Consider the following 25,221-nt stretch of genomic DNA (forward strand, 5'->3'; position numbering starts at 1 on the left):
CACACCTGCTCGGGCCGCCCTCCGGACGCTCCCCCTCCGCTTCCCCTCCGTACAGCCGTGCGTATTCATACGCGAGAATGACGAGGTGACCTCCGACTCCTCCGGCTCTCCTGGCTCTCCTGGCTCCCCCGGCTCTTCCGACTCCTCTGGTTCTCCCCACTCCTCTGGTTCTCCCGGCTCTCCCGCGCCTCTCGCCGCTTCCGGGGCCGGTGCCACTTCCGGTCCCGCCGGTTCGTCCGGATCCTCCGGCTCACCGCTTCCCGCCCGGCCCCGGCTGATCGCCACCGATCTGGACGGCACCCTGCTGCGCGACGACAAGTCCGTGTCCGACCGTACGATCGCCGCGCTCGCCGCCGCCGAGGACGCGGGCATCGAGGTCTTCTTCGTCACCGGCCGCCCGGCCCGCTGGATGGACGTCGTCAGTGACCATGTGCACGGTCACGGCCTGGCCATCTGCGCGAACGGCGCGGCCGTCGTCGATCTGCACGCCGGCGGCGAGCTGGTACGGGTCCGCCCGCTGCCCCGCCCGACGGCCCTGGACGCCGTGACGACGCTGCGCGAGGCCGCTCCGGGGACGGCCTTCGCCGTGGAGCTGACCACCGGAATCCACTACGAGCCCGAGTACCCGCCGTTCCACAAGGATCCGGGTGCCACCGTCGCCGCCGCGGAGAAGCTCCTGGGCTGGACGGACGAGGACGCCGCCGCCCCGCTGGTCAAGCTGCTCGCCCACCACTCGACGCTGGCCCCGGACGGTTTTCTCGCGCTGGCCAGAGTGGCGATGGGGGACCGGGTCTCCGTCACCCGTTCCAGCCCCACGGCCCTGCTGGAGGTCAGCGGGCCCGGGGTCAGCAAGGCGAGCACGCTCGCGCTCTGCTGTGCCGAGCGCGGCATCTCCGCCGACGAGGTCGTGGCCTTCGGGGACATGCCGAACGATCTGGAGATGCTGACCTGGGCGGGCACGTCGTACGCGATGGGGAACGCCCATCCGGACGTCCTGGCCGCCGCCTCCGGCCGGACGGCCGAAAACAACGAGGACGGTGTGGCGGTGGTCATCGAGAAGATCCTCGCCCGGCTGTAAACGCGCTACGGCGCGGCGCCCGGGACCCTGCCGCGGCGGATCGCGTCACAGCGGTGCTTCCCACACCACCGTCGTCCCGCCCTCCCCCAGCCCCTCCTCGTACGTGCTCGATCCGCCCAGCGACTCGGCCCTGCGACGCAGATTGCGCAGCCCGCTGCGCCGTCCGCCGGGCGCTATGCCCACCCCGTCGTCCGCGACGGTCAGCCGGACCGCGCGACGGCCGTCCGCGAGCCGGGCCGCCGCGTCGACGACGACCTCGACACGAGTGGCCCGCGCGTGCCGGAAGGCGTTGGAGAGCGCCTCGCGCAGGGCGGCGACCAGATTCCTCCCGGCGGCTTCGCCGATCGAGTCGACCGGGCCCACGAACCGGTGGACGGGCCGGAAGCCCAGGGGCTCCGCCGCCATCGAGATCTCCCGCAGTACCCGGGCCCGCACCCCTGACGGGGCCTCGGCCGGTGCCCGCTGCAACGCGAAGATCGCCGTACGGATCTCCTGGATGGTCACGTCCAACTCGTCCACCGCCTTGTCGATGCCTTGGTACACCTCGGCCCCGACCGTGCCGCGCTGGGCGCTCGCCAGCATCAGGCCGGTCGCGAACAACCGCTGGATGACGAGGTCGTGGAGGTCACGGGCGATCCGGTCGCGGTCTTCCAGGACGGCCAGCCGCTCCCGGTCGCGCTGTGCCTCGGCCATGCGCAGCGCAAGCGCAGCCTGTGCGGCGAACCGGTCGGCCAGACCGCGTTCCGTCTCGCCGAACCGGCGCGCGCCCCGCTCACGGGGCATGGCCAAGGCGCCGAGCACCCGTCCGTCGGTGCGCAGCGGCAGCAGCATGATCGGTCCGAGCCCGTCGGCCGGCCCGGCCTTCATGCGCGGATCGGTGGCGATGTCGTCCACGAACACGGACTCTCCGGAGAGCAGCGTCGCCGTGACCGGGCCCTGTGCCGGGAAGCGACGACCGACCCTGACGGTCGGATGGTCGGGAGAGGCGGCCACAACCTCCAGACCGCCGTCCGGGGTCCGCAGCATCACCACGCCCAAGGCAGAATCCGACAGCCGGCGGGCCTGCTCCGCGACCACCAGGAGCGCGTCATCGGCATCTCCGCCGGACAGCAGCGCGGTGGTGACCGCCACCGATCCGTCGATCCACCGTTCCCGCTGGCGGACGGCCTCGTACAGCCGGGCGTTGCCGATGGCGATCCCGGCCTCGGACGCCAGGACGCGCAGCAGGTGCAGATCATGGGTACTGAACGCGGGCCCGGCCGGGACGCCCGTCGGTTCCGGCGCCTCGGCCGGCTCCGGGCTCCGGGTCCGAGGCGAGTCCGGCCTCGCGGGCGGCCCCGGGCCCTCGGCCGACTCCGGGCTCTCCGGTGTGACCGCCGGCTCCGACCGCTCAGTGCTCCCGGGCTTCCCCGGCCGCCCCGACTTCTCCGTCACGTACAGGTTGCCGAACACCTTGTCCCGGCCCCGGATCGGAACACCCAGGAACGCCCTCATCGGCGGGTGTCCCGGCGGGAACCCCACCGCGCGCGTATCGGTCGTCAGATCGGCCAGCCGGATCGGCTCGGCGTCCCTGATCAGCGCGCCGAGGAGGCCGCCGCGTCCGTCCGGCCACCGTCCGATGCGCCGGGCGACGTCCTCGCCGATTCCGTACGTGACGAAGTCGGACAGGCCCTCGCCGTCCTCGTCGACGATGCCGATCGCCGCGTACCCGGCACCGGTCAGCTCGGCCGCGCTCTCACAGATCCGGCCCAGGACGGAGCGCAGCCCGCGGCCGGCGCCCACCGCGTACATCGCCTCCAGCGTCTGAGGCACCCGCGCGGTGGCCCCGGCGGACAGATCATCCAGGGCGCCGGTCGCGCGTGCGGCCGCGTCGCACGGGTCCCCGGATTCGGACGCGTCCATACCCAGAGGGTAGTAAGTCCCCTTTGGCAGGGAAAGTCGGTCTCGGGTGCGGTGGGCCCAGGTGCATGCGCGCCCCTGGGCTCCCCCGCGCCCAGCCGCCGCCCCGCCCCAGCCGCTGCTCCTGCCGCTGCTCCTGCCCGTTCTACGCGTCGATCGCGACGGCGTCCGCGACCCGCCGCGCGCCGAGCAGGTCCCCCGCGCGCTCCCGATCCAGCATGCGTCGCAGCGGCCCGTCCACGGCAGCCAATTGACCGTACGGACCGCGCTGTACGGTGCGGCCCTCGTCGAGCACGATCACCTCGTCCACCGAGTCGAGTCCTTGCAGCCGGTGCGTGATGAGCAGCGTCGTCCGGCCCTCGGTCACCGCCAGCAGATCGGCCGTCAGCGCGTCCGCCGTGGCCAGGTCCAGATGTTCCGCGGGCTCGTCCAGGATCAGCACGGGGAAGTCGGCGAGCAGCGCGCGGGCCAGTGCCAACCGCTGCCGCTGGCCCCCGGAGAGCCGGGCGCCATGCTCACCGACCAGCGTGTCCAGCCCGGCGGGCAGGCTGTCGGCCCAGTCGAGCAGCCGGGCGCGGCGCAGCGCGTCACGCAGTTCCGCATCGGTCGCGTCCGTGCGGGCGAGCCTCAGGTTCTCCCGTACGGAACTGTCGAAGAGGTGCGCGTCCTGGGCACACAGCCCGACGAAGCGCCGCACGGTGTCGCCGTCCAGCCTCGTCGTGTCCGTCCCTCCGAGACGGCAACCGCCCTCACGTGCGTCCAGGAAGCGCAGCAGCACCTGGGCGAGGGTGGTCTTGCCGGAGCCGGAAGGACCGACGACCGCCACCCTCTTGCCCGCCGTCAGGGTCAGGTCGAAACCGCTGAGCGCGTCCCGCGTCTGTCCCGCGTGCCGGGCAGCCAGGTTCCGCACCTCCAGAGGGAACGGCGACACGGGAGTCCCGGCCGCCCGTCGCGCCCCTTCCGGCTGTCCCGGACCGCCGTCCGGACCCTCCGGCCCCGCCGGTTCCCGTACGGGTACGGGAGCGTCCAGCACCTCGCACAGCCGCTCGGCACCGCGCCGGGAGCGCTGCCGGTACCGCACCGCCAGGGGCAGGCCACTGACCGCCTCGAAGGCGGCGAGCGGGGTCAGGACGATCACGGCCAGTCCGACGCCCGCGAGCCGCCCGTCGTGCACGGCCTGGACGCCGACGACCGCCGACGCGGCCACGGTCATCCCGGCGACCAGGGCGGAGAGTCCGCCGCCGAGCGCCAGCGCGGTCGCGCCGCGCGAGGCGATGGCCGTCAGCGTCCCGTCGGCCGCGCGCACCTCGCGCATCCGGCGTCCGAGCGCGCCCGTGACGGTCAGCTCCGCGGTGCCCCGCAGCAGATCGACGATCCGGGTGGCGAGCATGCCGCGCGCCGGAGCCAGTTGGCGCTCGGCCCGGCGGGCGCAGGCGCCGCTCAGGAGCGGCACGCCCAGCCCCGCGAGGAGCAGGCCCACGGCCAGTACGGCGCCCGCTTCCGGCAGCAGCCACGCGGTGAATCCGACGGTGCCCACGCCGACGAGCAGCGCGGTGCCGACCGGGAGCAGCCAGCGCAGCCAGTAGTCCTGAAGTTCGTCCACGTCGGCGACCAGCCGGGACAGCAGGTCACCGCGCCTGGTCACACGCAGTCCGGCCGGCGCGATCCGCTCCAGCCGCCGGTACACGGAGACCCGCAGATCGGCGAGCATCCTGAGCACCGCGTCATGGGACACGAGCCGCTCGGCGTACCGGAAGACCGCCCGGCCGATACCGAAGGCGCGGGTCGCGGTGACCGCGATCATCAAGTAGAGAACGGGGGGTTCCTGGGAGGCCCGGGAGATCAGCCAGCCGGAGACCGCCATGAGTCCGACGGCGGAGGCGAGTGCGCAGCTCCCGAGGAGCAGCGCGAGCAGGAAGCGCCCGCGCAGTGGCCCGGCGGTGGCCCGCATCCGGGCGAGCGGGTCCCGGGCAGGGCCGGCCTCTCCGCGCCGGAACTCCTCGTACGGGGACTCCTCGTACGGGGATTTCGCGCGCCGGGACTCCTCGTGCTCGGACTCCTCGTACGGGGAGCCCTCGCGCGGGAAGTCCTCGTACGGGGCTCCGCGCCACGCCTCGTCCGCGCCGTCGTCGCGCGGGCCCCGTACCGGGTCCACCGGCGTCGCCGTCGCCCGTACCGCCCCCACGGCCGCCCCGCCCGGCGCCGTACGCTTCGGCAGGGCGACCACCCGGTCCGCCACCGCGAGCAGCGCCGGCCGGTGGACGACCAGCAGGACCGTACGGCCCCTCGCGAGCCGCCGTACGGCCTCGACGATCCCCGCCTCGGTCTCTCCGTCGAGCGCCGCCGTCGGCTCGTCCAGCAGCAGCAGCGGCCGGTCGGCGAGAAAGGCGCGGGCCAGCGCCAGCCGTTGCCGCTGCCCGGCCGAGAGCCCCGCACCATCCTCGCCGAGGACCGTGTCCACCCCGTCGGGCAGCCCGGCCACGAACACGTCGGCACCCGCGTCGCGCAGCGCCGTCCGCACTGCCTCCGCGTCCGCGTCCGGCCGGGCGAGGCGCACATTCTCGGCGATCGTCCCAGCGAAGAGGTACGGCTGCTGGGGGACCCAGGCGATCCGCTCACGCCAGCGCTCCGGGTCCAGGGACGCCAGGTCCCGGCCGTCCACCCGTACCCGGCCCTTCTCCGGCACGGCGAACCCGAGCACCACATTGAGCAAGGTGGTCTTTCCGATACCGCTCGGTCCGACGAGTGCGACCGTCTCCCCCGGCTCGACCGTCAGGGAGGCGGAATCCAGTGACGGCTCCGACCGTCCTCGGTGGCGGACCGTCACCCCGTCCAGCTCCAGGCGCGGCGTCGCGGGCACCTCAGCCCTTCCGCCCGCCGCCACGGGCTCGGTCTCCAGGACCGTGAAGATCTCCTCGGCGGCCGAGAGGCCCTCGGCCGCCGCGTGGTACTGCGCTCCGACCTGCCGAATCGGCAGGTACGCCTCGGGCGCGAGGACCAGGACCACCAGACCGGTGTACAGATCGAGGTCGCCGTGCACGAGCCGCATCCCGATCCCCACGGCGACCAGCGCCACGGACAGTGTCGAGAGCAGTTCCAGCGCGAAGGAGGAGAGGAAGGCGATCCGCAGCGTGCGCAGGGTGGCCCGGCGGTACTCCGAAGTGATCGAACGGATCGACTCGGCCTGTGCCTTGGCCCGGCCGAAGACCTTGAGGGTCGGCAGGCCGGCGACCACATCCAGGAAGTGACCGGACAGCCGGGACAGCAGCCGCCACTGCCGGTCCATCCGGGATTGAGTGGCCCAGCCGATGAGCACCATGAACATCGGGATCAGCGGCAGGGTCACCACGATGACGGCCGCCGAAACCCAGTCCTCGGTGACGATGCGCGCCAGGACCGCGACCGGCACCACCACGGCGAGCCCCAGCTGAGGCAGATAGCGAGCGAAGTAGTCGTCCAGGGCGTCGACGCCGCGTGTGGCGAGCGCCACCAGCGAGCCGGTGCGCATGCCGCTGAGCCAGCCGGGCCCCAGCTCGGCCGCCCGGTCCAGCAGCCGTCCGCGCAGTTCGGACTTGACCGAGGCGCTGGCCCGGTGGGCGGCCAGTTCTGTCAGCCAGGAGACCACGCCCCGGCCCACGGCGACCCCGGCCAGCAGAAGCAGGGGAGTGCTCAGGTCGGAGACGCCGGAACCACGCTGGAACGCGCCCACCACCACCTCGGCGATCAGCATCGCCTGGGCGACGACCAGCCCCGCTCCGGCCAGTCCGAGAGCCACGGATGCCGCCAGGAAGAAGCGGGTGGCCCGGGCGTACCGGAGCAGGCGCGGGTCGATTGGTTTCACGTGAAACACCTACTCCTACGCGTCGGCTATGTGCTGCGTACCGATCCGCTTCCGGAACACCCAGTACGTCCAGCCCTGGTAGAGCATCACGAGCGGGGTCGCGATAGCCGCGCACCACGTCATGATCTTGAGCGTGTACGGGGTCGACGAGGCGTTCGTCACCGTCAGGTTCCACGCCTCGTTGAGCGAGGACGGCATGACGTTCGGGAAGAGCGTGAGGAAGAGCATCGCGACGGCCGCCACGATCGTCACCCCGGAGAGCATGAACGACCAGCCCTCGCGTCCGGCACCGACGGCTCCGATCGCACCCACCAGTGCCACCACGGCGACGATCAACGCCACCAGGCTCGCGCCGTCACCGTGACCGTGCTGGGTCCAGAGCAGGAACCCCAGCGCCAGTACGGCGGTGATCGGTCCCAGCACCAGTGCCAGTTTCCTGGCCCGCGCCCGTATCTCGCCGACCGTCTTCAGCCCGGCGAAGACCGTGCCGTGGAAGGTGAAGAGGGCCAGGGTCACCAGCCCGCCCAGGAGCGCGTACGGGTTGAGCAGGTCCGCGACACCGCCGACGTATTCCATCTGCGCGTCGATCTTCACGCCCCGCACGATGTTGCCGAAGGCGACACCCCACAGCACGGCGGGGATCAGCGAGGTCCAGAAGATCGCGTTCTCCCAGTTGCGCTGCCAGTTCTCCTCGGGCCGCTTGGCCCGGTACTCGAAGGCCACGCCCCGCACGATCAGGCAGACGAGGATCAGCAACAGCGGCAGGTAGAAGCCCGAGAAGAGCGTCGCGTACCACTCGGGGAACGCGGCGAAGGTCGCGCCGCCCGCGCTGAGCAGCCAGACCTCATTGCCGTCCCAGACGGGCCCGATGGTGTTGATCAGCACGCGCCGCTCCTTGCGGTCGCGGGCGAGCAGCTTGGTCAGGACGCCGATCCCGAAATCGAACCCTTCGAGGAAGAAGTAGCCGATCCACAGGACGGCGATCAGGACGAACCAGACGTCGTGGAGTTCCATTGCTCCTCAGCTCCTCAGTACGAGAAGGCCATCGGACGGTCGGCGTCCGCGGGATCGCCGCCGATCCTGGTGGGCGGGTTGAGATCGGCTTCCGTGAGCTCCGGCGGCCCGGCCTTGATGTACTTGACCATCAGCCTGACCTCGACGACGGCGAGGATGGCGTACAGCAGCGTGAAGACGGTCATCGAAATCAGCACTTCGGCCTGGGAGACGCCGGGGGAGACCGCGTCGGCGGTGCGCAGCACTCCGTACACGACCCACGGCTGGCGTCCGGTCTCGGTGAAGATCCAGCCCCAGGAGTTGGCGATCAGCGGGAAGAGCAGCGTCCAGAGGGCGACGATCCAGTAGAGCCGCGCGAACTTGGGGCTGAGTGCCGTGTTCCGGAAGAGCACCAGATTCGGCACCTCGTCCTCGCCCGTCCGCAGGGCCGCTGGCAGCAGGAACTTCCTGCGGGTCAGCCAGAGGCCGAGCAGCCCGATACCGAAGGACGCCATGCCGAAGCCGATCATCCAGCGGAAGCCCCAGTAGGCGACGGGGATGTTGGGCCGGTAGTCGCCGGGACCGTACTTCTCCTGCTCGGCCTTGTTGATGTCGTTGATGCCGGGCACGTGCGAGGTGAAGTCGTCGTTGGCGAGGAAGGAGAGCAGTCCGGGGATCTCGATGGCGACCTTGTTGTGGCCCTCGTCGACGTCCCCGTACGCGAAGACGGAGAACGGCGCGGGGGCCTGGCCGTCCCACAGCGCCTCCGCCGCGGCCATCTTCATCGGCTGCTGCTGGTACATGATCTTGCCGAGCCTGTCACCGCTGATGGCGGTGAGCATGCCCGCGATGACGACGGTCACCAGACCGAGGCGCAGCGAGGTCCTCATCACCGGTATGTGCTTCTTGCGGGCCAGGTGGAAGGCCGCGATGCCGACCATGAAGGCACCACCGACGAGGAAGGCGGCGGTGATCGTGTGGAAGAACTGGGCGAGCGCTGTGTTCTGGGTGAGCACCGCCCAGAAGTCCGTGAGTTCGGCCCGGCCGGCTTCCTTGTTGATCCGGTACCCGACCGGGTGCTGCATCCAGGAGTTCGCGGCCAGGATGAAGTACGCCGAGAGGATCGTTCCGATCGACACCATCCATATGCAGGCCAGGTGGATCTTCTTGGGCAGCTTGTCCCAGCCGAAGATCCACAGACCGATGAAGGTGGACTCGAAGAAGAACGCGATCAGCGCCTCGAAGGCGAGCGGGGCTCCGAAGATGTCACCCACGAAGCGCGAGTAGTCGGACCAGTTCATCCCGAACTGGAACTCCTGCACGATGCCCGTCACGACACCCATCGCGATGTTGATCAGAAACAGCTTGCCCCAGAACTTGGTGGCCCTGAGGTACTTCGGATTCCCCGTGCGGACCCAGGCGGTCTCCAGCCCCGCCGTCAGGGCCGCGAGCGAGATCGTCAAGGGGACGAAGAGGAAGTGGTAGACGGTCGTGATGCCGAACTGCCATCGCGCCAGAGTCTCCGGCGCCAGAGCGAGGTCCACGTCGTTTCTCCTTACTTCGCCGTGGTGCTGCGGCAGCTCGCCCCTTTCGTCCTGGACGTAGCGACAGGAATCGGGCCAGCTTGTGAACGCGTTCACATTCACAAGCATTATGGCGCACCCCATTCGGCCGATCTTCACGGGGGGGTGCCCCTATCTGTTTCGTCAACCCCGGCGGCGTCGGCTTGTAGGGATTGATCCTGGTTTTCGGGAACGTCCCGCGAAGCGGGACGTTCCTGGCGGATCGGGTGGCTGATGGGCAGCCCGGTGGCCGGCCGGGCCGGAGCGACCGTGCCGGTGCGCGGGCGTGATGGGGCCTGGAGGGCAGGGGTGGTGGAGTCGTCAGGCGGCGAGGTCGACGTCGCCGGGGGTGCGTGCTTCGTAGAGGGCGCCGGTGCGGATCATCGCGTGGATGACGTTCACGCGCTGGCGGGCCAGGCGGAGGATCGCCTGGGTGTGGGTCTTGCCGCGTGCGCGTTGGCGGTCGTAGTAGATCCGGGAGGACGGGTCGGTTTTGCAGCCGATCGCGGCGAACGCGGCCTGGAACAGGGCACGTTTGAGGAGCCGGTTGCCGCGGTGGGGTGCGTGCTCGCCGCGGATGGAGGTGCCCGAGGACTTCGTGGCCGGGGCGAGTCCGGCGTAGGAGGCGAGGTGTCCGGCGGTGGGGAAGGTGGTGCCGTCACCGATCGCGACGATCACGGCCGCTGTGGTCCTGACGCCCATGCCGGGCAGGGACGTCAGGAGGTGGAAAAGAGGGAGGGCCTCCAGCAGGGCGGCGATCTCCTGCTCGGCCTGGCGTCGCTGGGTGTGGGCGGCGGCGAGCTGCGCGGCCAGGCCGGGCACGATCAGCGCGGAGGTCTCGGTGCCCGGGACCACGAGGGTCTGCTCGGCCAGTGCGTCGAAGATCTCCCCGGTGAGGTGAGCGGCCTTGCGCGAGCCGTGCGCCCGGAGCAGGGCCTCGCAGCGTGCACGCCCCAGCTTCCTGATCTTCGTGGGAGAGCCGTGCTTCGCCAGGAGGGCCTGAACGTAGGGGTAGGCCAGACGAGGGCCGAGCACGCGTTCCAGGGAGGGGTGGATCTGGGAGAGCAGGCCGCGCAGCCGGTTGGTGGTGCGGTTCACCTCGCCGGCCAGGTCGTTGTCGTAGCCGGTGAGCATGGTAAGCGCCGCCAGCGTCTCGTCGTCCCGGTCGATCGCGCGCAGAGTGTGCGGCATGGTCCGGGCCGTGTCCGCGATCACGAAGGCGTCGCGGGCGTCGGTCTTGGCCTCACCCGGGTAGAGATCGGCGGCCCGCCGCATCGACAGACCGGGCAGGTAAGCCACCCGGCAGCCTGCCGCGCGGGCCGCGGCGATCGGCAGTGCGCCGATGTTGGCGACCTGGTCCACAACCACCAGGACGGTACCGAACTTCGTGACCAGCTTTCCGAACAGTTCCAGCAGCTTCGGTTCGGTGTTGGGCAGCCGCCTGTCGTGGACGGTCTTGCCCAGCTCGGTCAGACCATGGGCGTGGTGGAACTCTTTGCCCAGGTCAAGGCCGAGGAACAGATCTATGTCGACGGTGTCGACCATGCTCGCGTGCCCCCTCGACGTGCACTCGTGCCCGATCCTGGCCGTCCCTGCGGCACCACACGCCGGCAACCACGTTACGCAGACATCCCGTCCCCGAAGTGGTCCGGCGTTGCGCCGGGCCGGGCGGTCGTCAGGCCCCTCATCAGCGGTCAAGCGGTGCCCCGAGACCCGGCGGCAACACCCCCCAGGTCATCACCTCGACAGGGGGCAGACAGCCATACCGGGCCCGGGGGCCAGGCGCCCCATTTCGGAGCCACGAGAAAGGTAACGGGTGCCTACAAGCACCCCGGCCGTGAGACGTCAAGAGGGCGGCCCGAAATCGAGCCGCCCTCAGTGACCGGTCACAGCGCACCGGCCGACGCATCGCACCCCGGCCGACCGTCAGGCCTCCTTGCGGAACGCACCCGCCACCTGAAGGAAGATGTCGTTGGCCTCCATCTCGCCGACCGTGACCCGGACCCCCTCACCCGCGAACGGCCGTACGACCACGCCCGCCGCCTCGCAGGCCGCCGCGAAGTCGAGGGTGCGCTCACCGAGCCGCAGCCATACGAAATTCGCCTGCGTCTCGGCCACGGTCCAGCCCTGTCCGATCAGACTCCGACGGACCCGGTCGCGCTCCGTCACCAGGGTGCCGACGCGCCCGAGCAGTTCGTCCTCGGCCCGCAGCGAGGCGATCGCGGCCTCCTGGGCGATCTGGCTCACACCGAACGGCACCGCGGTCTTCCGCAGGGCGGTGGCCACCGGCTCATGGGCGACCGCGAAGCCGACCCGCAGCCCGGCCAGTCCGTACGCCTTGGAGAAGGTGCGCAGCACGGCCACGTTCGGGCGGTCGCGGTAGAGGTCGATCCCGTCCGGCACCTCGGAGTCCCGGATGAACTCGCGGTAGGCCTCGTCCAGGACCACCAGCACGTCGCCCGGCACCCGGTCGAGGAACCGTTCCAGCTCGGCCCTGCGCACCACCGTGCCGGTCGGATTGTTGGGGTTGCAGACGAAGATCAGCCGGGTACGCTCCGTGATCGCGTCGGCCATCGCGTCCAGATCGTGTTCCTCCCCGGCGGTCAGCGGCACCTGTATGGAGGCCGCTCCGGAGATCTGGGTGATGATCGGGTACGCCTCGAACGAGCGCCAGGCATACATGACCTCGTCACCGGGGCCCGCCGTGGCCTGGATCAGCTGCTGGGCGACCCCCACCGATCCGGTGCCGGTAGCCAGGTGGGCGTGCGGCACCCCGAAGCGGTCGGCGAGCTCGTTCATCAGACCGGTGCAGGCCATGTCCGGGTAGCGGTTGAACACCCCGGCGGCCGACACCGCCTGCTCCATCACCCCGGGGAGCGGCGGGTAGGGGTTCTCGTTGGAGGACAGCTTGTACGCCACGGGCCCGCCGGACGCGGCCGGTTTCCCCGGCTTGTACGTGGGGATGCCGTCCAGCTCGCCGCGCAGTCTGGGGCTCGTCTCGCTCACCGCAGGTCCTCCTCCTCGGGTGTTCACCGGGTCGTACCACTTCCCGCTTCAATACTGCTCACCTTATGAGGATTCGTTCCCCCCGAGAACGCCGGGCACGAACGTACCCGGCGGGCCCGGAAGGACGGGAAGCGCGGGAGCGAGCGGGCCCGTCCCGCGGCAGGTCCTCGGCGAGAACCCCGCGATCTCCGCTCCGGGCCTCCGCTCCAAGCCGCCGCGCCGGGCCTCGCGCCGGGGGGAGCACTGCTCCTCGTCACGTGCGCCGGTGCCTCACGCCCTGGTGCGCGTCGCCCGTAGAGGTGAGTTGAGACCTCTTCGAAACATGGGGCATGCAACAGGTCCATTCAGCCGGTGGCATGGCAGACCGCAGCCCATCACCCTAACGCCCATTTCTTCCAAGGCGGTTGACCGTTTTCGATCATGCAGAAACGTGCCTGCGTGCGGGTGCATATGCGACCATCCTTACCACCCGCCCGAGCCCTACTATCGGCTCGCCATGACAGCAGCAGGGAAGCACCAGGTGAGCCGGACGGACACATCCCGCCGGGGAAACCGGCAAGGTCGGGCGGGCATCCGTGACGTGGCCGCCGCCGCCGGTGTCTCCATCACGACTGTCTCGGACGCGCTCAACGGCAAGGGGCGGTTACCCGACGCCACACGGCGCCACGTCCGGGAGGTGGCCGAGCGCCTCGGCTACCGGCCGTCCGCCGCGGCGCGCACCCTCCGTACCGGCAAGTCGGGCCTGATCGGTCTGACCGTGACGACGTACGGGGATGAACCTTTCACCTTCACCGAGTTCGCCTACTTCGCGGAGATGGCCAGGGCCGCGACCTCCGCCGCGCTCGCCCGCGGCTACGCCCTCGTCATCCTCCCCGCCACCTCCCGCCACGACGTGTGGTCGAACGTCGCCCTCGACGGCACCGTCGTCATCGACCCCTCGGATCACGACCCGGTCGTCGCCGAACTCGTCCGCCAGGGCCTGCCCGTCGTCTCGGACGGCCGGCCCGCGGGCTCCCTCCCCGTCACCGCCTGGGTGGACAACGACCACGAGAAGGCCGTCCTCGATCTGCTCGACCACCTGGCCGCGGCCGGGGCCCGCCGTATCGGACTGCTCACCGGCACCACCACGGACACCTACACCCGGCTTTCCACCAGTGCGTACCTGCACTGGTGCGAGCGTGTCGGGCAGGACCCGGTCTACGAGTCCTACCCCGCCCACGACCCGTGCGCCGGCGCTGTCGCCGCGGACCGGCTGCTGGCCCGCCCCGACCGTCCCGACGCCGTCTATGGGCTCTTCGATCCCAACGGGACCGACCTGCTGGCCGCGGCCAGGCGCTACGGACTGCGCGTACCGGAAGACCTGCTGCTCGTCTGTTGCAGCGAGTCGACCGTGTACGCCTCCACCGAGCCGCCGATCACAACGCTCTCGCTCAAGCCCCGCCGTATCGGAACCGCCGTCGTCCAACTGCTCATCGACGCGATCGAGGGGCTGGAGACCGACCGGCCGGTGGAACAGGTCATACCGACCGAACTGATCGTCCGTACCTCGTCGCAACGGCGCCCGCCGCGCACCACGGTGAGCGCCCCCCGAACCCCGACCAGCGACTGAGGCGAACGGTCCGCTACCGGTCGTCCGGCGATCGTCCGGCACGCCCCGGCACGCTCGTACGAGCCCGGCCGTACGAGCCCGCACGAGCACTTTCCGGAACCACGCCTCTCGCATTTCGGGCGATAGGCGAGAAAAACAGCCGCTGATCCGGAGGTGCGATCGGATTCACCACCCCTGGTGCGTCACACAGGACGAGCGGCATTCCTATGATGGGCGCACGACACCACAGACCTTGCCTTATCGCCGGTGGGCTCACCTCCGACCGGCCGGGCGGGACCGAGCGGTGTACGGCGGTGCGACGGTGGTGGAGGGGTCGATGACACAGGGGGCCGGTCAGGGACCCGTGGTGCGAACGGCGACATTGCGCGATTTCCGCGTACCGCCGTACGCCCAGGTTCCCGTGGGGTCCGGGCAGCCCGTTCCTCCGAGTTCCGGGCAGCCCGGGCAACTCGGCCCCACGGCCGGTGGCCCGGCCGTGCACCCGGGCAACGCCATCCCGCACGACGAACCGCCGGAGGGCTACACGCCCACCGAGCGCGACCTCCCGGTGATCAACCGCGGGGACACCGTCAAGCTGCCGACGGCTCAGGTTCCGGCGCCCGCCGAGTCGCCCGAGACCGACGGCCAGGGGCCGCTCTATGTCGTCGGTGACGTCCACGGCTATCTTGACGAACTCGTCGCCGCCCTGTCCGCGCAGAGACTCATCGACGCCGAAGGTCACTGGGCGGCGGGCAACGCGCGGCTGTGGTTCCTCGGCGACTTCACCGACCGCGGACCCGACGGCATCGGTGTCATCGACCTCGTGATGCGGCTCTCCGCCGAGGCGGCGGCGGCCGGCGGCTACTGCAAGGCGCTGATGGGCAATCACGAACTGCTGCTGATCGGTGCCAAGCGATTCGGCAACACCGAGGTCAACTCCCACGCCGGGACCGCGACATTCCAGGCCGCCTGGCTCCTCAACGGCGGCCAGCGGACCGACATGGAGCGCCTCCAGGACGTCCATCTCCAGTGGATGTCCCGGCTGGACGCGGTCGTCGAGGAGGACGGGCATCTGCTGATGCACTCCGACACGACCGCCTACCTGGACTACGGGTCCAGCATCGACGACGTCAATGACACCGTCCATCAGATCCTGACGCGCAATGACATCGACGAATGCTGGGATTTGTTCCGCAAACTCACCAAACGCTTCGCGTTTCGCGACGAAGGCGGTTCGGAGGCCGTTCAACGGCTGCTCTCGCAGTACGGAGGACGGCGGGTCGTCCACGGGCACAGCCCGATTCCCTATCTGCTCGGCGAAGTCGGCACAGAAGACGCTTCGGATGACGAAGACGACACCGGGCCGGTGGTGGAAGGGCCGCACGTATATGCCGACGGACTTGCCATCGCGATGGACGGTGGTGTGACGATGGCAGGGAAACTGCTGGTCGTACGGCTTCCGTTGGGCAACTGAATCAGCGTGCGACAGGTGAATTCCGCAAACCCCCTGTCACCGCATGCCAAACCCGCTCTACCATCGGCCTATCCGTAGCAGGCTCTCCTCCGTTTCCGCCAACTGCCCGGTCCTCACCGGCGGTCCGGCCCTACGGAGTACCGGGGGATGCACATGAATAGCGCTCCGCACCTGCAGAGCGAGGATCGGGCGGATTTCGAGCGGATCCTTGACGACGTGCTGCGCACTGCGCACGAACGGCCGGACCTCGCGGACATCGGCCGGCGGCTCACTGCCGAGCAGTTGCGCACGATGGCACTGAACGCCACGGATCTGATCGCCACCGCGGCCGCCGCCGAGTACGAGCACTACACGGCGATCCGCGAGGAGGCCCGTTCACCGGCTGCCTCCGGCTCGGTCCGCGTGGACCGCGAGAGGTCGCCGGAGCCGGCCGGCACGGTCGCCGAGGCCGAAGGCCCCGGCGCGGGACTCGCGGCCGTCATCACGGTGCTGGTGCCCGTCCTCGGCGGCATCGCGGCAGTGATCTTCCTGCTGGTCGGCTACCTCCTCAAGGCGCTCAGACCGGCTCCCGCCTTCGCCGGCAGCCTGCTCGCCGTCGGTTGGTTCTTCGCGGCCGTCACCGCCCTGGGCATCCTGGCCGCCGCGACAGGTCTGCTGATCACGGCGCTGCGCAACGGCCCGACCCATGTCCCGGCCGAAGGCACCGGCAACGGCGAACTCCCGGAGGAGGTGGGCCGCGCGCGCGAGGCATGGCGCCATGCCGTGCTCGAACGCGGCATTCTGCCCTTCCTGCGCACCTCTCTGGCCGCCCCGGGCCCGGGCCCGGCCGCCCCCAGGCCACCCCGGTCGGTGAAGAACCTGCCGACGATCGGCTACAGCCGTCCGGACTTCTCCAGCCCGGGCGAGGGCTCCACCGCCGGCCGACGCCCGACGTTCAGCAGCCCGGACTTCACCAGCCCCGACTTCGGCGGCCCGGAGAAACAGCCGGACTGAGCAGGGTTGAGCCGGCTCGGTCCCGTTCGAGCCGGCTCGGTCCCGTTCGAGCCGGCTCGGTACGGCGGCCGGTGAACCCGGTCCGTCAGGCGCCCGGCTCAGTCCGCCAGTGGCAGATACACCCGGTGGCCCGCCGCCGCGAACTCCCTGGCCTTCTCCGCCATGCCCGCCTCGATCTCGGCCTCCTCGGTCTCCGTACCGCCGCCCTCGGCCCCGGCGTTCGTGTCCATGGCGTCGCCGTGCCTGCGCCTGATGTCCTGCGAGATTTTCATCGAGCAGAATTTCGGCCCGCACATGGAGCAGAAGTGCGCCGTCTTGGCCGGTTCCGCCGGGAGGGTCTCGTCGTGGAACTCCCTGGCGGTGTCGGGGTCGAGGGCCAGATTGAACTGGTCCTCCCAGCGGAACTCGAACCGCGCGTCCGAGAGCGCGTCGTCCCACTCCTGTGCCCCCGGGTGGCCCTTGGCCAGGTCCGCCGCATGCGCCGCGATCTTGTACGTGATGACGCCCGTCTTGACGTCGTCGCGGTCCGGCAGCCCCAGGTGTTCCTTCGGCGTCACGTAGCAGAGCATCGCCGTGCCCCACCACGCGATCATCGCCGCACCGATACCGGAGGTGATGTGGTCGTACGCGGGCGCCACATCGGTCGTCAGGGGCCCGAGGGTGTAGAAGGGCGCTTCCTCGCAGATCTCCTGCTGGAGGTCGACGTTCTCCTTGATCTTGTGCATCGGGACATGGCCCGGACCCTCGATCATCGTCTGGACGCCCATGCGCTTGGCCGTCGAGTTCAGCTCCCCCAGCGTCCGCAACTCGGCGAACTGCGCCTCGTCATTGGCGTCCGCGATCGACCCGGGCCGCAGACCGTCACCCAGGGAGTAGGTCACGTCGTACGCGGCGAGGATCTCGCACAACTCCTCGAAGTGCTCGTACAGGAACGACTCCTTGTGGTGGGCGAGGCACCACGCGGCCATGATCGAGCCGCCGCGCGAGACGATGCCCGTCTTGCGGCGGGCCGTGAGCGGCACGTACCGCAGCAGGACCCCGGCGTGGACCGTCATGTAGTCGACGCCCTGTTCGGCCTGCTCGATGACCGTGTCCTTGTAGACGTCCCAGGTCAGCTCCTCGGCCTTGCCGTCGACCTTTTCGAGCGCCTGGTAAAGCGGAACGGTCCCGATGGGGACGGGAGAGTTGCGCAGCACCCATTCCCGCGTGGTGTGGATGTTGCGTCCGGTGGAAAGGTCCATGACCGTGTCCGCGCCCCAGCGGGTCGCCCAGGTCATCTTCTCCACCTCCTCCTCGATGGAGGAGGTCACCGCCGAGTTGCCGATGTTGGCGTTGACCTTCACCAGGAACCTCTTGCCGATGACCATCGGCTCGATTTCCGGGTGGTTGACGTTGGCCGGCAGCACGGCCCGGCCCGCCGCGATCTCCTCGCGTACGGTCTCGGGGGAGACGTTCTCGCGGATCGCGGCGTACTCCATCTCCGGAGTGATCTCTCCGCGCCGGGCATACGCGAGCTGTGTCACCGCCCGCCCACTCCTGCCCCGGCGTGGCTGACGCGGCCTGCCGGGGAAGACGGCGTCCAGTCCGCTCAGATCGGCCGCCCCGCCCCGGAGGGTCCCCCCGCGCGGCGCGGTGTGCTTGAGACCGTCGTCCTCGGGACGGGCCGGGCGTCCCGCGTACTCCTCGGTGTCCCCACGTCCGGTGATCCAGTTCTCCCTCAGGGGAGCGAGGCCGCGGCGTACGTCCGTTTCGACGGCCGGGTCGGTGTACGGACCCGACGTGTCGTAGAGCGTCACGTCCTTGCCGTTGGTGAGGCGCACCCTACGGACCGGCACGCGGAGGTCCGGGCGTGAGCCCTGCACGTATCCCTTGTGCCAGCCGATGGACCTCTGGGACCCACCCGTGCTCTGCTCCGTGCTCTCCGTCGTGCCCTCCGCAAGAGAGGCAGGCGTGTGTACGTTGTGCGTGGTCATGAGACCTACTCCCTACGCCGGCATTACCCGGTAACAGGTTCAGCGGTCGGCGCAGCGATAGGCCCCGGGGATACCCCGGCCGGCTCTGTCAGCGCCCTCTCAGCCCGGTGCTCCGAGCTCCCGCGTGTGCAAAGTGTCTCAACGCTAACGTCATCTTGGGCGAGCTGAACAGAGGGCCCCGGCTTTCTTGCGATGATCGGTCGGTGACCCCATCCGAGCAGCCCCACGAAACACGCGGCCACACGCACGCCCACTCGCACAACCATGGGCCGGCCGCCCCGGTCTCCCAGCACCTGCGCAAGGTGATCGCGGCGGTCCTGATTCCCTTTGCCGCGGCGGTACTCGCGGGTCTTGTCGTGCTCTGGCCCGGTGGCGCGCCGTCCCATGAGCGCACCGGTGTCGGTTTCGACCGGGAGACGGAGCAGGGGCGGGTGGTGCAGCTGGAGTCGGTCAGCTGCAAGGACGTGAACGCTTCGCAGATTCCCTCGACCGGTGACACATCGACGCCGCAGGGGCGCGAGGCCGTGCAGGCGGAGAAGGGGACCTGCAAGAAGGCGACGATCGAGCTCACGAGCGGCAAGGAAAAGGGACATACCTTTGTCGAGATCGTCCAGCCGGACGCCCCCCGACAGTTTCACGTGAAACAGGGCGTTGTGGTGGCCTATGCGCCCGACGCTCCCCGTGATCTCCAGTACTCAGTCACCGATGTGAACCGCAAGGTGCCACTGACGCTGCTGGCGGGTGTCTTCGCGCTCGCCGTGGTCGTGGTGGGGCGGCTGCGGGGAGTCATGGCGCTGGTCGCTCTCGCGATCTCCTTCGCCGTGTTGACGCTGTTCATCCTGCCTGCCATTCTCCAGGGCTCGAATCCGCTGGTCGTCGCCGTGGTCGGCGCCAGTGCGATCATGCTGATCGCGCTGTACATGTGTCATGGTGTGACGGCCCGGACCTCGGTCGCCGTCCTCGGCACCCTGATCTCGCTCCTGTTGATCGGGCTGCTGGGCTCGCTGTTCATAGGCTGGTCGAAACTGACCGGGAACACCGACGACAACACCGGTCTCATCCACGGTCTCTACCCGGAGATCGATATGAGCGGTCTGCTGCTGGCGGGCGTCATCATCGGTTCGCTCGGGGTCCTGGACGATGTGACGGTGACCCAGACCTCGGCGGTCTGGGAGCTGCGGCAGGCGGATCCGACGATGGGCCCACGCGCCCTCTACAAGGCGGCGATTCGTATCGGCCGGGACCATATCGCCTCGGTGGTCAATACGCTGGTCCTCGCCTACGCGGGCGCCGCCCTGCCGTTGCTCTTGCTCTTCTCGATCGCACAGTCGAGCGTCGGTACGGTCGCCAACAGCGAGCTGGTGGCGGAGGAGATCGTACGGACGCTGGTGGGATCGATCGGTCTGGTCGCGTCGGTGCCGGTGACCACGGCGCTCGCGGCACTGGTCGTCTCGGCCGACCGGAAGGCACCGGACGCACGGCAGGACGGGGCGCGGCCAGCAGGCGACGCCGTCGGCCCGGAGGGCGCACCGGCGATGTCCGTACCGAGCCCGTCGGCGCGGGTGACGGCCGGCGGTCGCGGCCGACGCCGTAAGAGGTAGCCGTACGCCCCCGCCCTGAAGCACCGGACCACACCGTCGGAATCCGAACGCCGGATCACGTCATCGGCGCCTGACACACCGGGCCACGTCACCGGCGTCCCGGCGTCCCGGCGTCTCGACGGATCGGGCATGCCATCGGCGCTTCAGCCGGCGTTCTCCTCGGCCAGGATGCGACCGAGCTCCGCCTCCAGGCTGCCCTCGAAGTCCCCGAGCGTGCGCTCCTGACCGAGGGGCACCAGCCTGTCGGTGCGGTCCAGGAAGGCCACCAGCGGGGCGGCACTCACCCGGAAGAGCGCGTGGTCCTCGCCGACCTGGAGGCGGATATGGACATCGGAGAGATCCGCAGGGGCGGTCGGCGCGATGTGCACGTCTCCGTCCCCGCTGGGCGTATTGATGCCGTCGAGCAGCAGCTCACGGCCGAAGGTCCAGGTGACGGGGGCGTCCCCGGGCAGATGGAAGGTCATCCGCACGGCGTAGGGATCGCCCACCTCGTAGTGGAGTTCCACCGGGATCCGGAACGAGAGCTCCTCGGAGACGAGAAAGCTCATCAGGACCTCGGCCTGGACCGACTCGCGCATCGTGCACTCCGGAGTAGATGAAGCAATTGGCTGGGAATAAACCCCGTTGACCCTCTTGACGCAATCGTGGTGCACGCGCTAGCAGATCACAAGGAGTAATTTTTCAGATACTGATAGAGAAGGTTAGCGAGTTCAGTAGCGATCCGATCTCTCTACGTAATCGTTCGATCGCCGGCTGAAGCCGCTCTTGCTGTTGAAATGGTACAGAAATGGCCATCGCGGCAGCTGTGGCGCCTACGGTGATGGGGACGGCCGCGCACACGGTGCCCAGCGCGTACTCCTGCCGCTCGACGACCGGTTCCATCCGGTCCAGGGACCCGAGGCGTTCGAGCAGCGCACGGCGCCCCGGCACGGAGTGCGGGGTGAGCGGGCGCACCGGATGACGGTCCAGGTGATCACGGCGGGTGGCGTCGTCGAGCTGGCTCAGCAGGCACTGCCCCAGGGCGTGCGCGTGAGCGGTCTGCCGGAAGTCGGCCCAGGGGGCGACCGCGGGGGCCGCCGGGCTCTCGGCGACGGAGACGAGCACGATCTCACCCTCGCGGTAGACCCCGAAGTAGACGGGCGTACCGAGCAGGTCCCGCCAGCGGTTCATGGCCTCGGTGATCCGGTGCCGGCGGGCCCGGGCGAGGTCGGCACGCTCCAGCCGTCGCACCGCGTCGCCCAGGACGTAGACGCCCCTCTCGCGGTGGAGGTAGCCCTCGTGCGCCAGTGTGCGCAGCAGGTGGTAGGCCGTGGGAAGCGGCAGCCCGGCTTCGCGGGCGAGCTGTTTCGCGGGCGCCCCGTCCGGATGGGAGCCCACCGACTCCAGCAGACGCAGCGCCCGCTGCACCGAACCGATCAGGGTTGGAGCCACGGTTGACGTAGCAGTGGCCAATGGTCACCCCCAGGCATCGCTGACGGGCGTGGACCCGCCCGCGGGGGCCGCCCCCGCGCGCCCGCCGCGCCCTGGGCGGGAGCCCGAGCGGCCGGAGGAACCGTGGAACGGACCTGTGACCCCTCAGAGACCCTGGACCTGCCTGAAACGATCGCATGAACAGGCACAACGGGCGCACGACGGCCACGGCGATCGTCTGTGGTCTTTCCCAGGAAGCGGCGGGGGTTTGCCACTCTAGAGGCAGGCCGCTGCCGTGGATGGTTTCCCGTTCACCTTTCCCCCGCCCGGGCTAATAGGCGTACGGACAGTCAGACCTACCAGTCACCACGCGAGGACGACGAGGACATGAACTTCCGTACGACATAGATGAGTCCGCCGACCAGAGCCACGAAGATCAGCACCTTGAAGAGCAGCCCGACCAGGAAGGTCAGGACACTCATGATCAGCCCGCCGAACACGACGACGGCGATCACGGGGATCGCGATCCACTTCACCCACCAGGGCAGCCCCGTGACCATCTCCCGAACCGCCATTGCCCCTACCTCGCTTCGCCGATTGCCTCACACAGCCGTGGTACCCGTTCGATGCTAGAGGCGCGAAGGCACGTACGGGGCACTCGCTCCCCCGGATCTCTCCCTGATCCCACCCTGATACCGCTCTGGGGGCAGCGCCGCTACGGCTCAGCCCTCCGGTGGTGAGAAGACGACCAGTACGCGCAGGTCCTCCGAGATGTGATGGAACTTGTGCGGCACTCCGGCCGGTACGTAGACGACGCTGCCCCGGCTGACCGGGGTGGTCTCCTGTCCCACGGTGATCGAGGCCCGGCCGCTGACGACGAAGTACACCTCGTCCTGCCGGTGCGGCTGCTGCGGATCGGTCGCACCCGAGTCCAGGGCGTACAGCCCCACGGACATGTTGCGTTCCCGTATGAATTGCAGGTACGCGCCGTCATGGGCGGCACGCTCCGCTTCCAGCTCGTCCAGTCGGAATGCCTTCATGCCACGATCAGACACATGAAGAATTTCGTAGTCAAGACGATAGCCAACGCGGGCGCCCTCGCGGTCGCGATCTGGCTGATCCAGGACATCACCCTGACCGGCGGAAACGTCGGCAGGAAGGCGCTGACGCTGGTACTCGTCGCCCTTCTCTTCGGCCTGGTGAACTTCCTCGTCAAGCCGGTGGTCAAGCTGCTGACGCTGCCGCTGTTCATCCTCACGCTGGGGCTGATCACCCTGGTGGTCAACGCCCTGATGCTGCTGTTGACGTCCTGGCTCGCGGGCGTGCTGAACCTGAGCTTCCACGTCGACGGCTTCTGGACGGCCGTACTCGGTGGCCTGATCATCTCGATCGTGTCCTGGGCGCTGCACATCGTTCTCCCCGACAACGAGGACTGACCTCCCCATGAGCGACGAGACCAGCGGAACAAGAGCAAGCGCCGACGACCTGGGCGACATGGGTGGTCAGAGGGACCTGAGAGACCTGGGGGACGGAACGCGGGCGGTACGAGCGGGTCTCCCCGACCCGGTTCCGTACGAACCGGCCTTGCCCGGGCCGGTGTTCGCCGCCCACTACCACCTGCCGGGCGAGCCGGCCGGGCCGTACACCTACGGCCGGGACGAGAACCCGACCTGGACCCGGCTGGAGCGGGCCATCGGTGAGCTGGAGGCACCCGGGGAACCCGTCGAGACCGTGGTCTTCGCCTCCGGGATGGCCGCGATCTCGTCGGTCGTCTTCTCCCAACTGGGTGCCGGCGACGCGGTCGTGCTTCCGGACGACGGCTATCAGGCGCTGCCGCTGCTACGAGAACGCCTCGAGGCCTACGGGGTGGAGGTGCGTACCGCGCCGACGGGCGGCGACGCACAGCTGAGCGTCCTGGACGGGGCCCGCCTCCTATGGCTCGAGACGCCCTGCAACCCGGGGCTCGATGTGTGCGACGTCCGACGGCTGGTGCGTGAGGCGCACGCCGCCGGCGCCCTCGTCGCCGTCGACAACACCCTGGCCACCCCCCTCGGCCAGCGGCCGCTGGAACTGGGCGCCGACTTCTCGGTGGCCAGTGACACCAAGGGCATGACGGGCCACGGCGATCTTCTGCTCGGCCATGTGACCAGCCGCGACCCGGATCTCGCCGCGGGTGTGCGGCGCTGGCGCAAGATCGCCGGGGCGATCCCGGGGCCGATGGAGGCATGGCTCGCACACCGCTCGCTGGCCACGCTCCCGCTGCGCCTCGACCGGGCCTGCGCGAACGCGCTGGCACTGGCGCAGGCGCTGCTGACGCGCGACGAGGTGACCGGGCTGCGCTACCCGGGGCTGCCGGGCGATCCCTCGTACGCCGTCGCCTCCGGGCAGATGCGGCGCTTCGGCGCCGTGGTGTCCTTCGTCCTCCCCGACCGGGACCTGGCCGAGCGCTTCCTGGCCGGGCTGCGGCTGGTGGACGACGCGACGAGCTTCGGCGGCGTACGGTCCACCGCGGAACGTCGAGGACGGTGGGGTGGCGACGCCGTACCGGAAGGCTTCATCCGGTTCTCCGTCGGGGCGGAAGACCCCGAGGATCTCATCGCGGACGTCCTGCGCGCCCTGTCGGCGGCGGCCCGCTGAACGGCGCCCCTCCCCTGCTCACCCCACCGTCGGGTTCGTCCGTCGCCTGTGGACCGGTCGGTCCGAGCCTCCCCCCTCGTGGCTCGGACCGGCCAGGTTCCACGCGCGGAGAACCATTTGCCCAAGGCTAGTTGACTCTGCGTCAGTGTCCAATCACAGTAGCGACAGATACCTATCGACTTATTTATAGTTAACGGTCCGTAGTCGCCAGGGACGCACGGTTTGAGACGGGAGTGCGCGAGATGGACCTGACTCTGCTGCGCACCTTCGTCACCGTGCACCGCGCCGGCTCCTTCACTCGTGCCGCGGCGCTGCTGGGCCTCTCCCAGCCCGCCGTGACCGGTCAGATAAGAACCCTGGAACGGCAACTGGGCCGGCCGCTCTTCCTCCGCCAGGCGCGCGGCGTGACGCCCACGACGATCGGCGACGAACTGGCGCACCGGGCGGCGCCGCACCTCGACGCCCTGGTCGAGATCACCGAGACCGGGCTCGACGAACACTCCGGTGTACGGACGCTCCACCTCGCGGGCCCCCCGGAGTTCACGGCCCTGCGCGCCCTGCCCGCGCTCGCCCCGCTCACGGCCCAGGGTCTCGCGCTGCGCACCTCCTTCTTCGGCAACGCCGAGGACACGTTGGAGGGGCTGGCCGCCGGGCACCATGATCTGGCCATCGCCGCCGCCCGTCCGCGCGGCGGGCTGTTCACCGCGACTCCGCTCTGCGACGAGGAACACGTCCTGGTCGCGGCGCCCCGCTGGGCGGCCCGGCTGGGCCACACCGTACTGCGCGAGGGACACGTGGTGCTGGAGCAGTTACCGGTGGTGGAGGTGCACGAATCCCTGCCGCTCGTCTCCCGCTACTGGGCGGCCGTCTTCGAATCGCGGCCCGCCGCCGCGGGCACCGTGATCGCCCCCGATCTGCGCGCCGTCCTGGAATGCGCCAGAGCGGGCGCCGGACTGGCCGTCCTGCCCCGCTACCTGTGCGAGGGCGCGCTGGAACGCGGCGAGGTGGTGGCCCTGCTCGATCCCCCGGTACCGCCGCTGCGCACGTACTTCCTCGTCGTACGCACCGGCACCCTGCGCCTTCCTCCCGTCGCGAAGGCGCACGAGTGGCTGCTGCGTGCCGCGGTGGACTGGTGACCGGGCACCCGGTGGGCGTTTCAGAACCAT

General features: G+C 69.9%; 19 protein-coding genes. 8 read left to right on the forward strand and 11 right to left on the reverse strand.

The genetic code is table 11. The features are described from left to right. Positions 1–274: 274 nt before the first annotated feature. Complete coding sequence (locus ACU6P3_RS16560) at positions 275–1,078, forward strand: Cof-type HAD-IIB family hydrolase (RefSeq protein ID WP_447197919.1); 804 nt, start codon at positions 275–277, stop codon at positions 1,076–1,078. 45 nt (positions 1,079–1,123) lie between these two features. Here the strand turns inward: ACU6P3_RS16560 and ACU6P3_RS16565 are convergent, their stop codons facing one another. The 6 genes from ACU6P3_RS16565 to hisC all read right to left on the reverse strand — a co-directional run bounded on the left by ACU6P3_RS16565 (position 1,124) and on the right by hisC (position 12,379). Next, a complete protein-coding gene (locus ACU6P3_RS16565) occupies positions 1,124–2,980 on the reverse strand; it encodes a sensor histidine kinase (protein ID WP_447193008.1) in 1,857 nt (618 codons plus the stop codon). 142 nt (positions 2,981–3,122) lie between these two features. Continuing rightward, the gene (gene cydD, locus ACU6P3_RS16570; RefSeq protein WP_447193009.1) at positions 3,123–6,818 is read right to left on the reverse strand and encodes a thiol reductant ABC exporter subunit CydD; all 3,696 of its coding nucleotides are present in this window, start codon (positions 6,816–6,818) and stop codon (positions 3,123–3,125) included. A gap of 15 nt (positions 6,819–6,833) precedes the next feature. Beyond that, a complete protein-coding gene (gene cydB / locus ACU6P3_RS16575; RefSeq protein WP_447193010.1) occupies positions 6,834–7,832 on the reverse strand; it encodes a cytochrome d ubiquinol oxidase subunit II in 999 nt (332 codons plus the stop codon). A 14-nt stretch (positions 7,833–7,846) separates the two neighbouring features. Next, the gene (locus tag ACU6P3_RS16580) at positions 7,847–9,355 is read right to left on the reverse strand and encodes a cytochrome ubiquinol oxidase subunit I (protein WP_447193011.1); all 1,509 of its coding nucleotides are present in this window, start codon (positions 9,353–9,355) and stop codon (positions 7,847–7,849) included. A 339-nt stretch (positions 9,356–9,694) separates the two neighbouring features. Then, positions 9,695–10,918 carry an IS110 family RNA-guided transposase gene (locus tag ACU6P3_RS16585; protein WP_447193012.1) on the reverse strand — a complete coding sequence of 408 codons (1,224 nt, stop codon included), beginning with the start codon at positions 10,916–10,918 and terminating at the stop codon, positions 9,695–9,697. Between the two features lie 381 nt (positions 10,919–11,299). Continuing rightward, the gene (gene hisC, locus ACU6P3_RS16590; protein WP_447193013.1) at positions 11,300–12,379 is read right to left on the reverse strand and encodes a histidinol-phosphate transaminase; all 1,080 of its coding nucleotides are present in this window, start codon (positions 12,377–12,379) and stop codon (positions 11,300–11,302) included. A 496-nt stretch (positions 12,380–12,875) separates the two neighbouring features. Here hisC and ACU6P3_RS16595 point away from each other — a divergent pair, with 496 nt between their 5' ends. The 3 genes from ACU6P3_RS16595 to ACU6P3_RS16605 all read left to right on the forward strand — a co-directional run bounded on the left by ACU6P3_RS16595 (position 12,876) and on the right by ACU6P3_RS16605 (position 16,434). Then, complete coding sequence (locus ACU6P3_RS16595) at positions 12,876–13,988, forward strand: LacI family DNA-binding transcriptional regulator (protein WP_447193014.1); 1,113 nt, start codon at positions 12,876–12,878, stop codon at positions 13,986–13,988. 301 nt (positions 13,989–14,289) lie between these two features. Further along, a complete protein-coding gene (locus tag ACU6P3_RS16600; protein WP_447197920.1) occupies positions 14,290–15,441 on the forward strand; it encodes a metallophosphoesterase in 1,152 nt (383 codons plus the stop codon). A 147-nt stretch (positions 15,442–15,588) separates the two neighbouring features. Beyond that, positions 15,589–16,434, forward strand: a complete 846-nt coding sequence (locus ACU6P3_RS16605) for an ABC transporter permease (RefSeq protein WP_447193015.1) — start codon at positions 15,589–15,591, stop codon at positions 16,432–16,434. Positions 16,435–16,532: 98 nt separating this feature from the next. Here ACU6P3_RS16605 and thiC read toward each other — a convergent pair whose 3' ends face one another. Next, the gene (thiC, locus tag ACU6P3_RS16610; protein ID WP_447193016.1) at positions 16,533–18,407 is read right to left on the reverse strand and encodes a phosphomethylpyrimidine synthase ThiC; all 1,875 of its coding nucleotides are present in this window, start codon (positions 18,405–18,407) and stop codon (positions 16,533–16,535) included. Between the two features lie 203 nt (positions 18,408–18,610). On the opposite strand from thiC, the gene ACU6P3_RS16615 reads away from it, so the two are divergent. Next, positions 18,611–20,008 carry a YibE/F family protein gene (locus ACU6P3_RS16615; RefSeq protein ID WP_447197921.1) on the forward strand — a complete coding sequence of 466 codons (1,398 nt, stop codon included), beginning with the start codon at positions 18,611–18,613 and terminating at the stop codon, positions 20,006–20,008. A 143-nt stretch (positions 20,009–20,151) separates the two neighbouring features. Here ACU6P3_RS16615 and ACU6P3_RS16620 read toward each other — a convergent pair whose 3' ends face one another. The 4 genes from ACU6P3_RS16620 to ACU6P3_RS16635 form a co-directional block, all read right to left on the reverse strand. Continuing rightward, positions 20,152–20,586: an SsgA family sporulation/cell division regulator gene (locus ACU6P3_RS16620; RefSeq protein ID WP_447193017.1), complete on the reverse strand. Its 435-nt coding sequence runs from the start codon at positions 20,584–20,586 to the stop codon at positions 20,152–20,154. 103 nt (positions 20,587–20,689) lie between these two features. Continuing rightward, entirely contained in the window at positions 20,690–21,460 is a 771-nt protein-coding gene (locus tag ACU6P3_RS16625) for an IclR family transcriptional regulator (RefSeq protein WP_447193018.1), read from the reverse strand. Between the two features lie 314 nt (positions 21,461–21,774). Beyond that, positions 21,775–21,993: a DUF5326 family protein gene (locus ACU6P3_RS16630; RefSeq protein ID WP_030744526.1), complete on the reverse strand. Its 219-nt coding sequence runs from the start codon at positions 21,991–21,993 to the stop codon at positions 21,775–21,777. Between the two features lie 147 nt (positions 21,994–22,140). Beyond that, a complete protein-coding gene (locus ACU6P3_RS16635) occupies positions 22,141–22,458 on the reverse strand; it encodes a cupin domain-containing protein (protein ID WP_447193019.1) in 318 nt (105 codons plus the stop codon). Positions 22,459–22,473: 15 nt separating this feature from the next. Here ACU6P3_RS16635 and ACU6P3_RS16640 point away from each other — a divergent pair, with 15 nt between their 5' ends. From ACU6P3_RS16640 to ACU6P3_RS16650, 3 genes are all read left to right on the forward strand, one after another. After that, positions 22,474–22,854, forward strand: coding sequence for a phage holin family protein (locus ACU6P3_RS16640; RefSeq protein ID WP_344269004.1), 381 nt, complete (start codon positions 22,474–22,476; stop codon positions 22,852–22,854). Between the two features lie 58 nt (positions 22,855–22,912). Beyond that, positions 22,913–24,055 (forward strand): cystathionine gamma-lyase, encoded by a 1,143-nt coding sequence (locus ACU6P3_RS16645; RefSeq protein WP_447197922.1) that lies wholly within the window; start codon positions 22,913–22,915, stop codon positions 24,053–24,055. Positions 24,056–24,297: 242 nt separating this feature from the next. Continuing rightward, entirely contained in the window at positions 24,298–25,191 is an 894-nt protein-coding gene (locus ACU6P3_RS16650) for a LysR family transcriptional regulator (RefSeq protein WP_344269007.1), read from the forward strand. The last annotated feature ends 30 nt before the right edge of the window (positions 25,192–25,221 follow it).

The organism is Streptomyces hebeiensis (assembly GCF_052983195.1).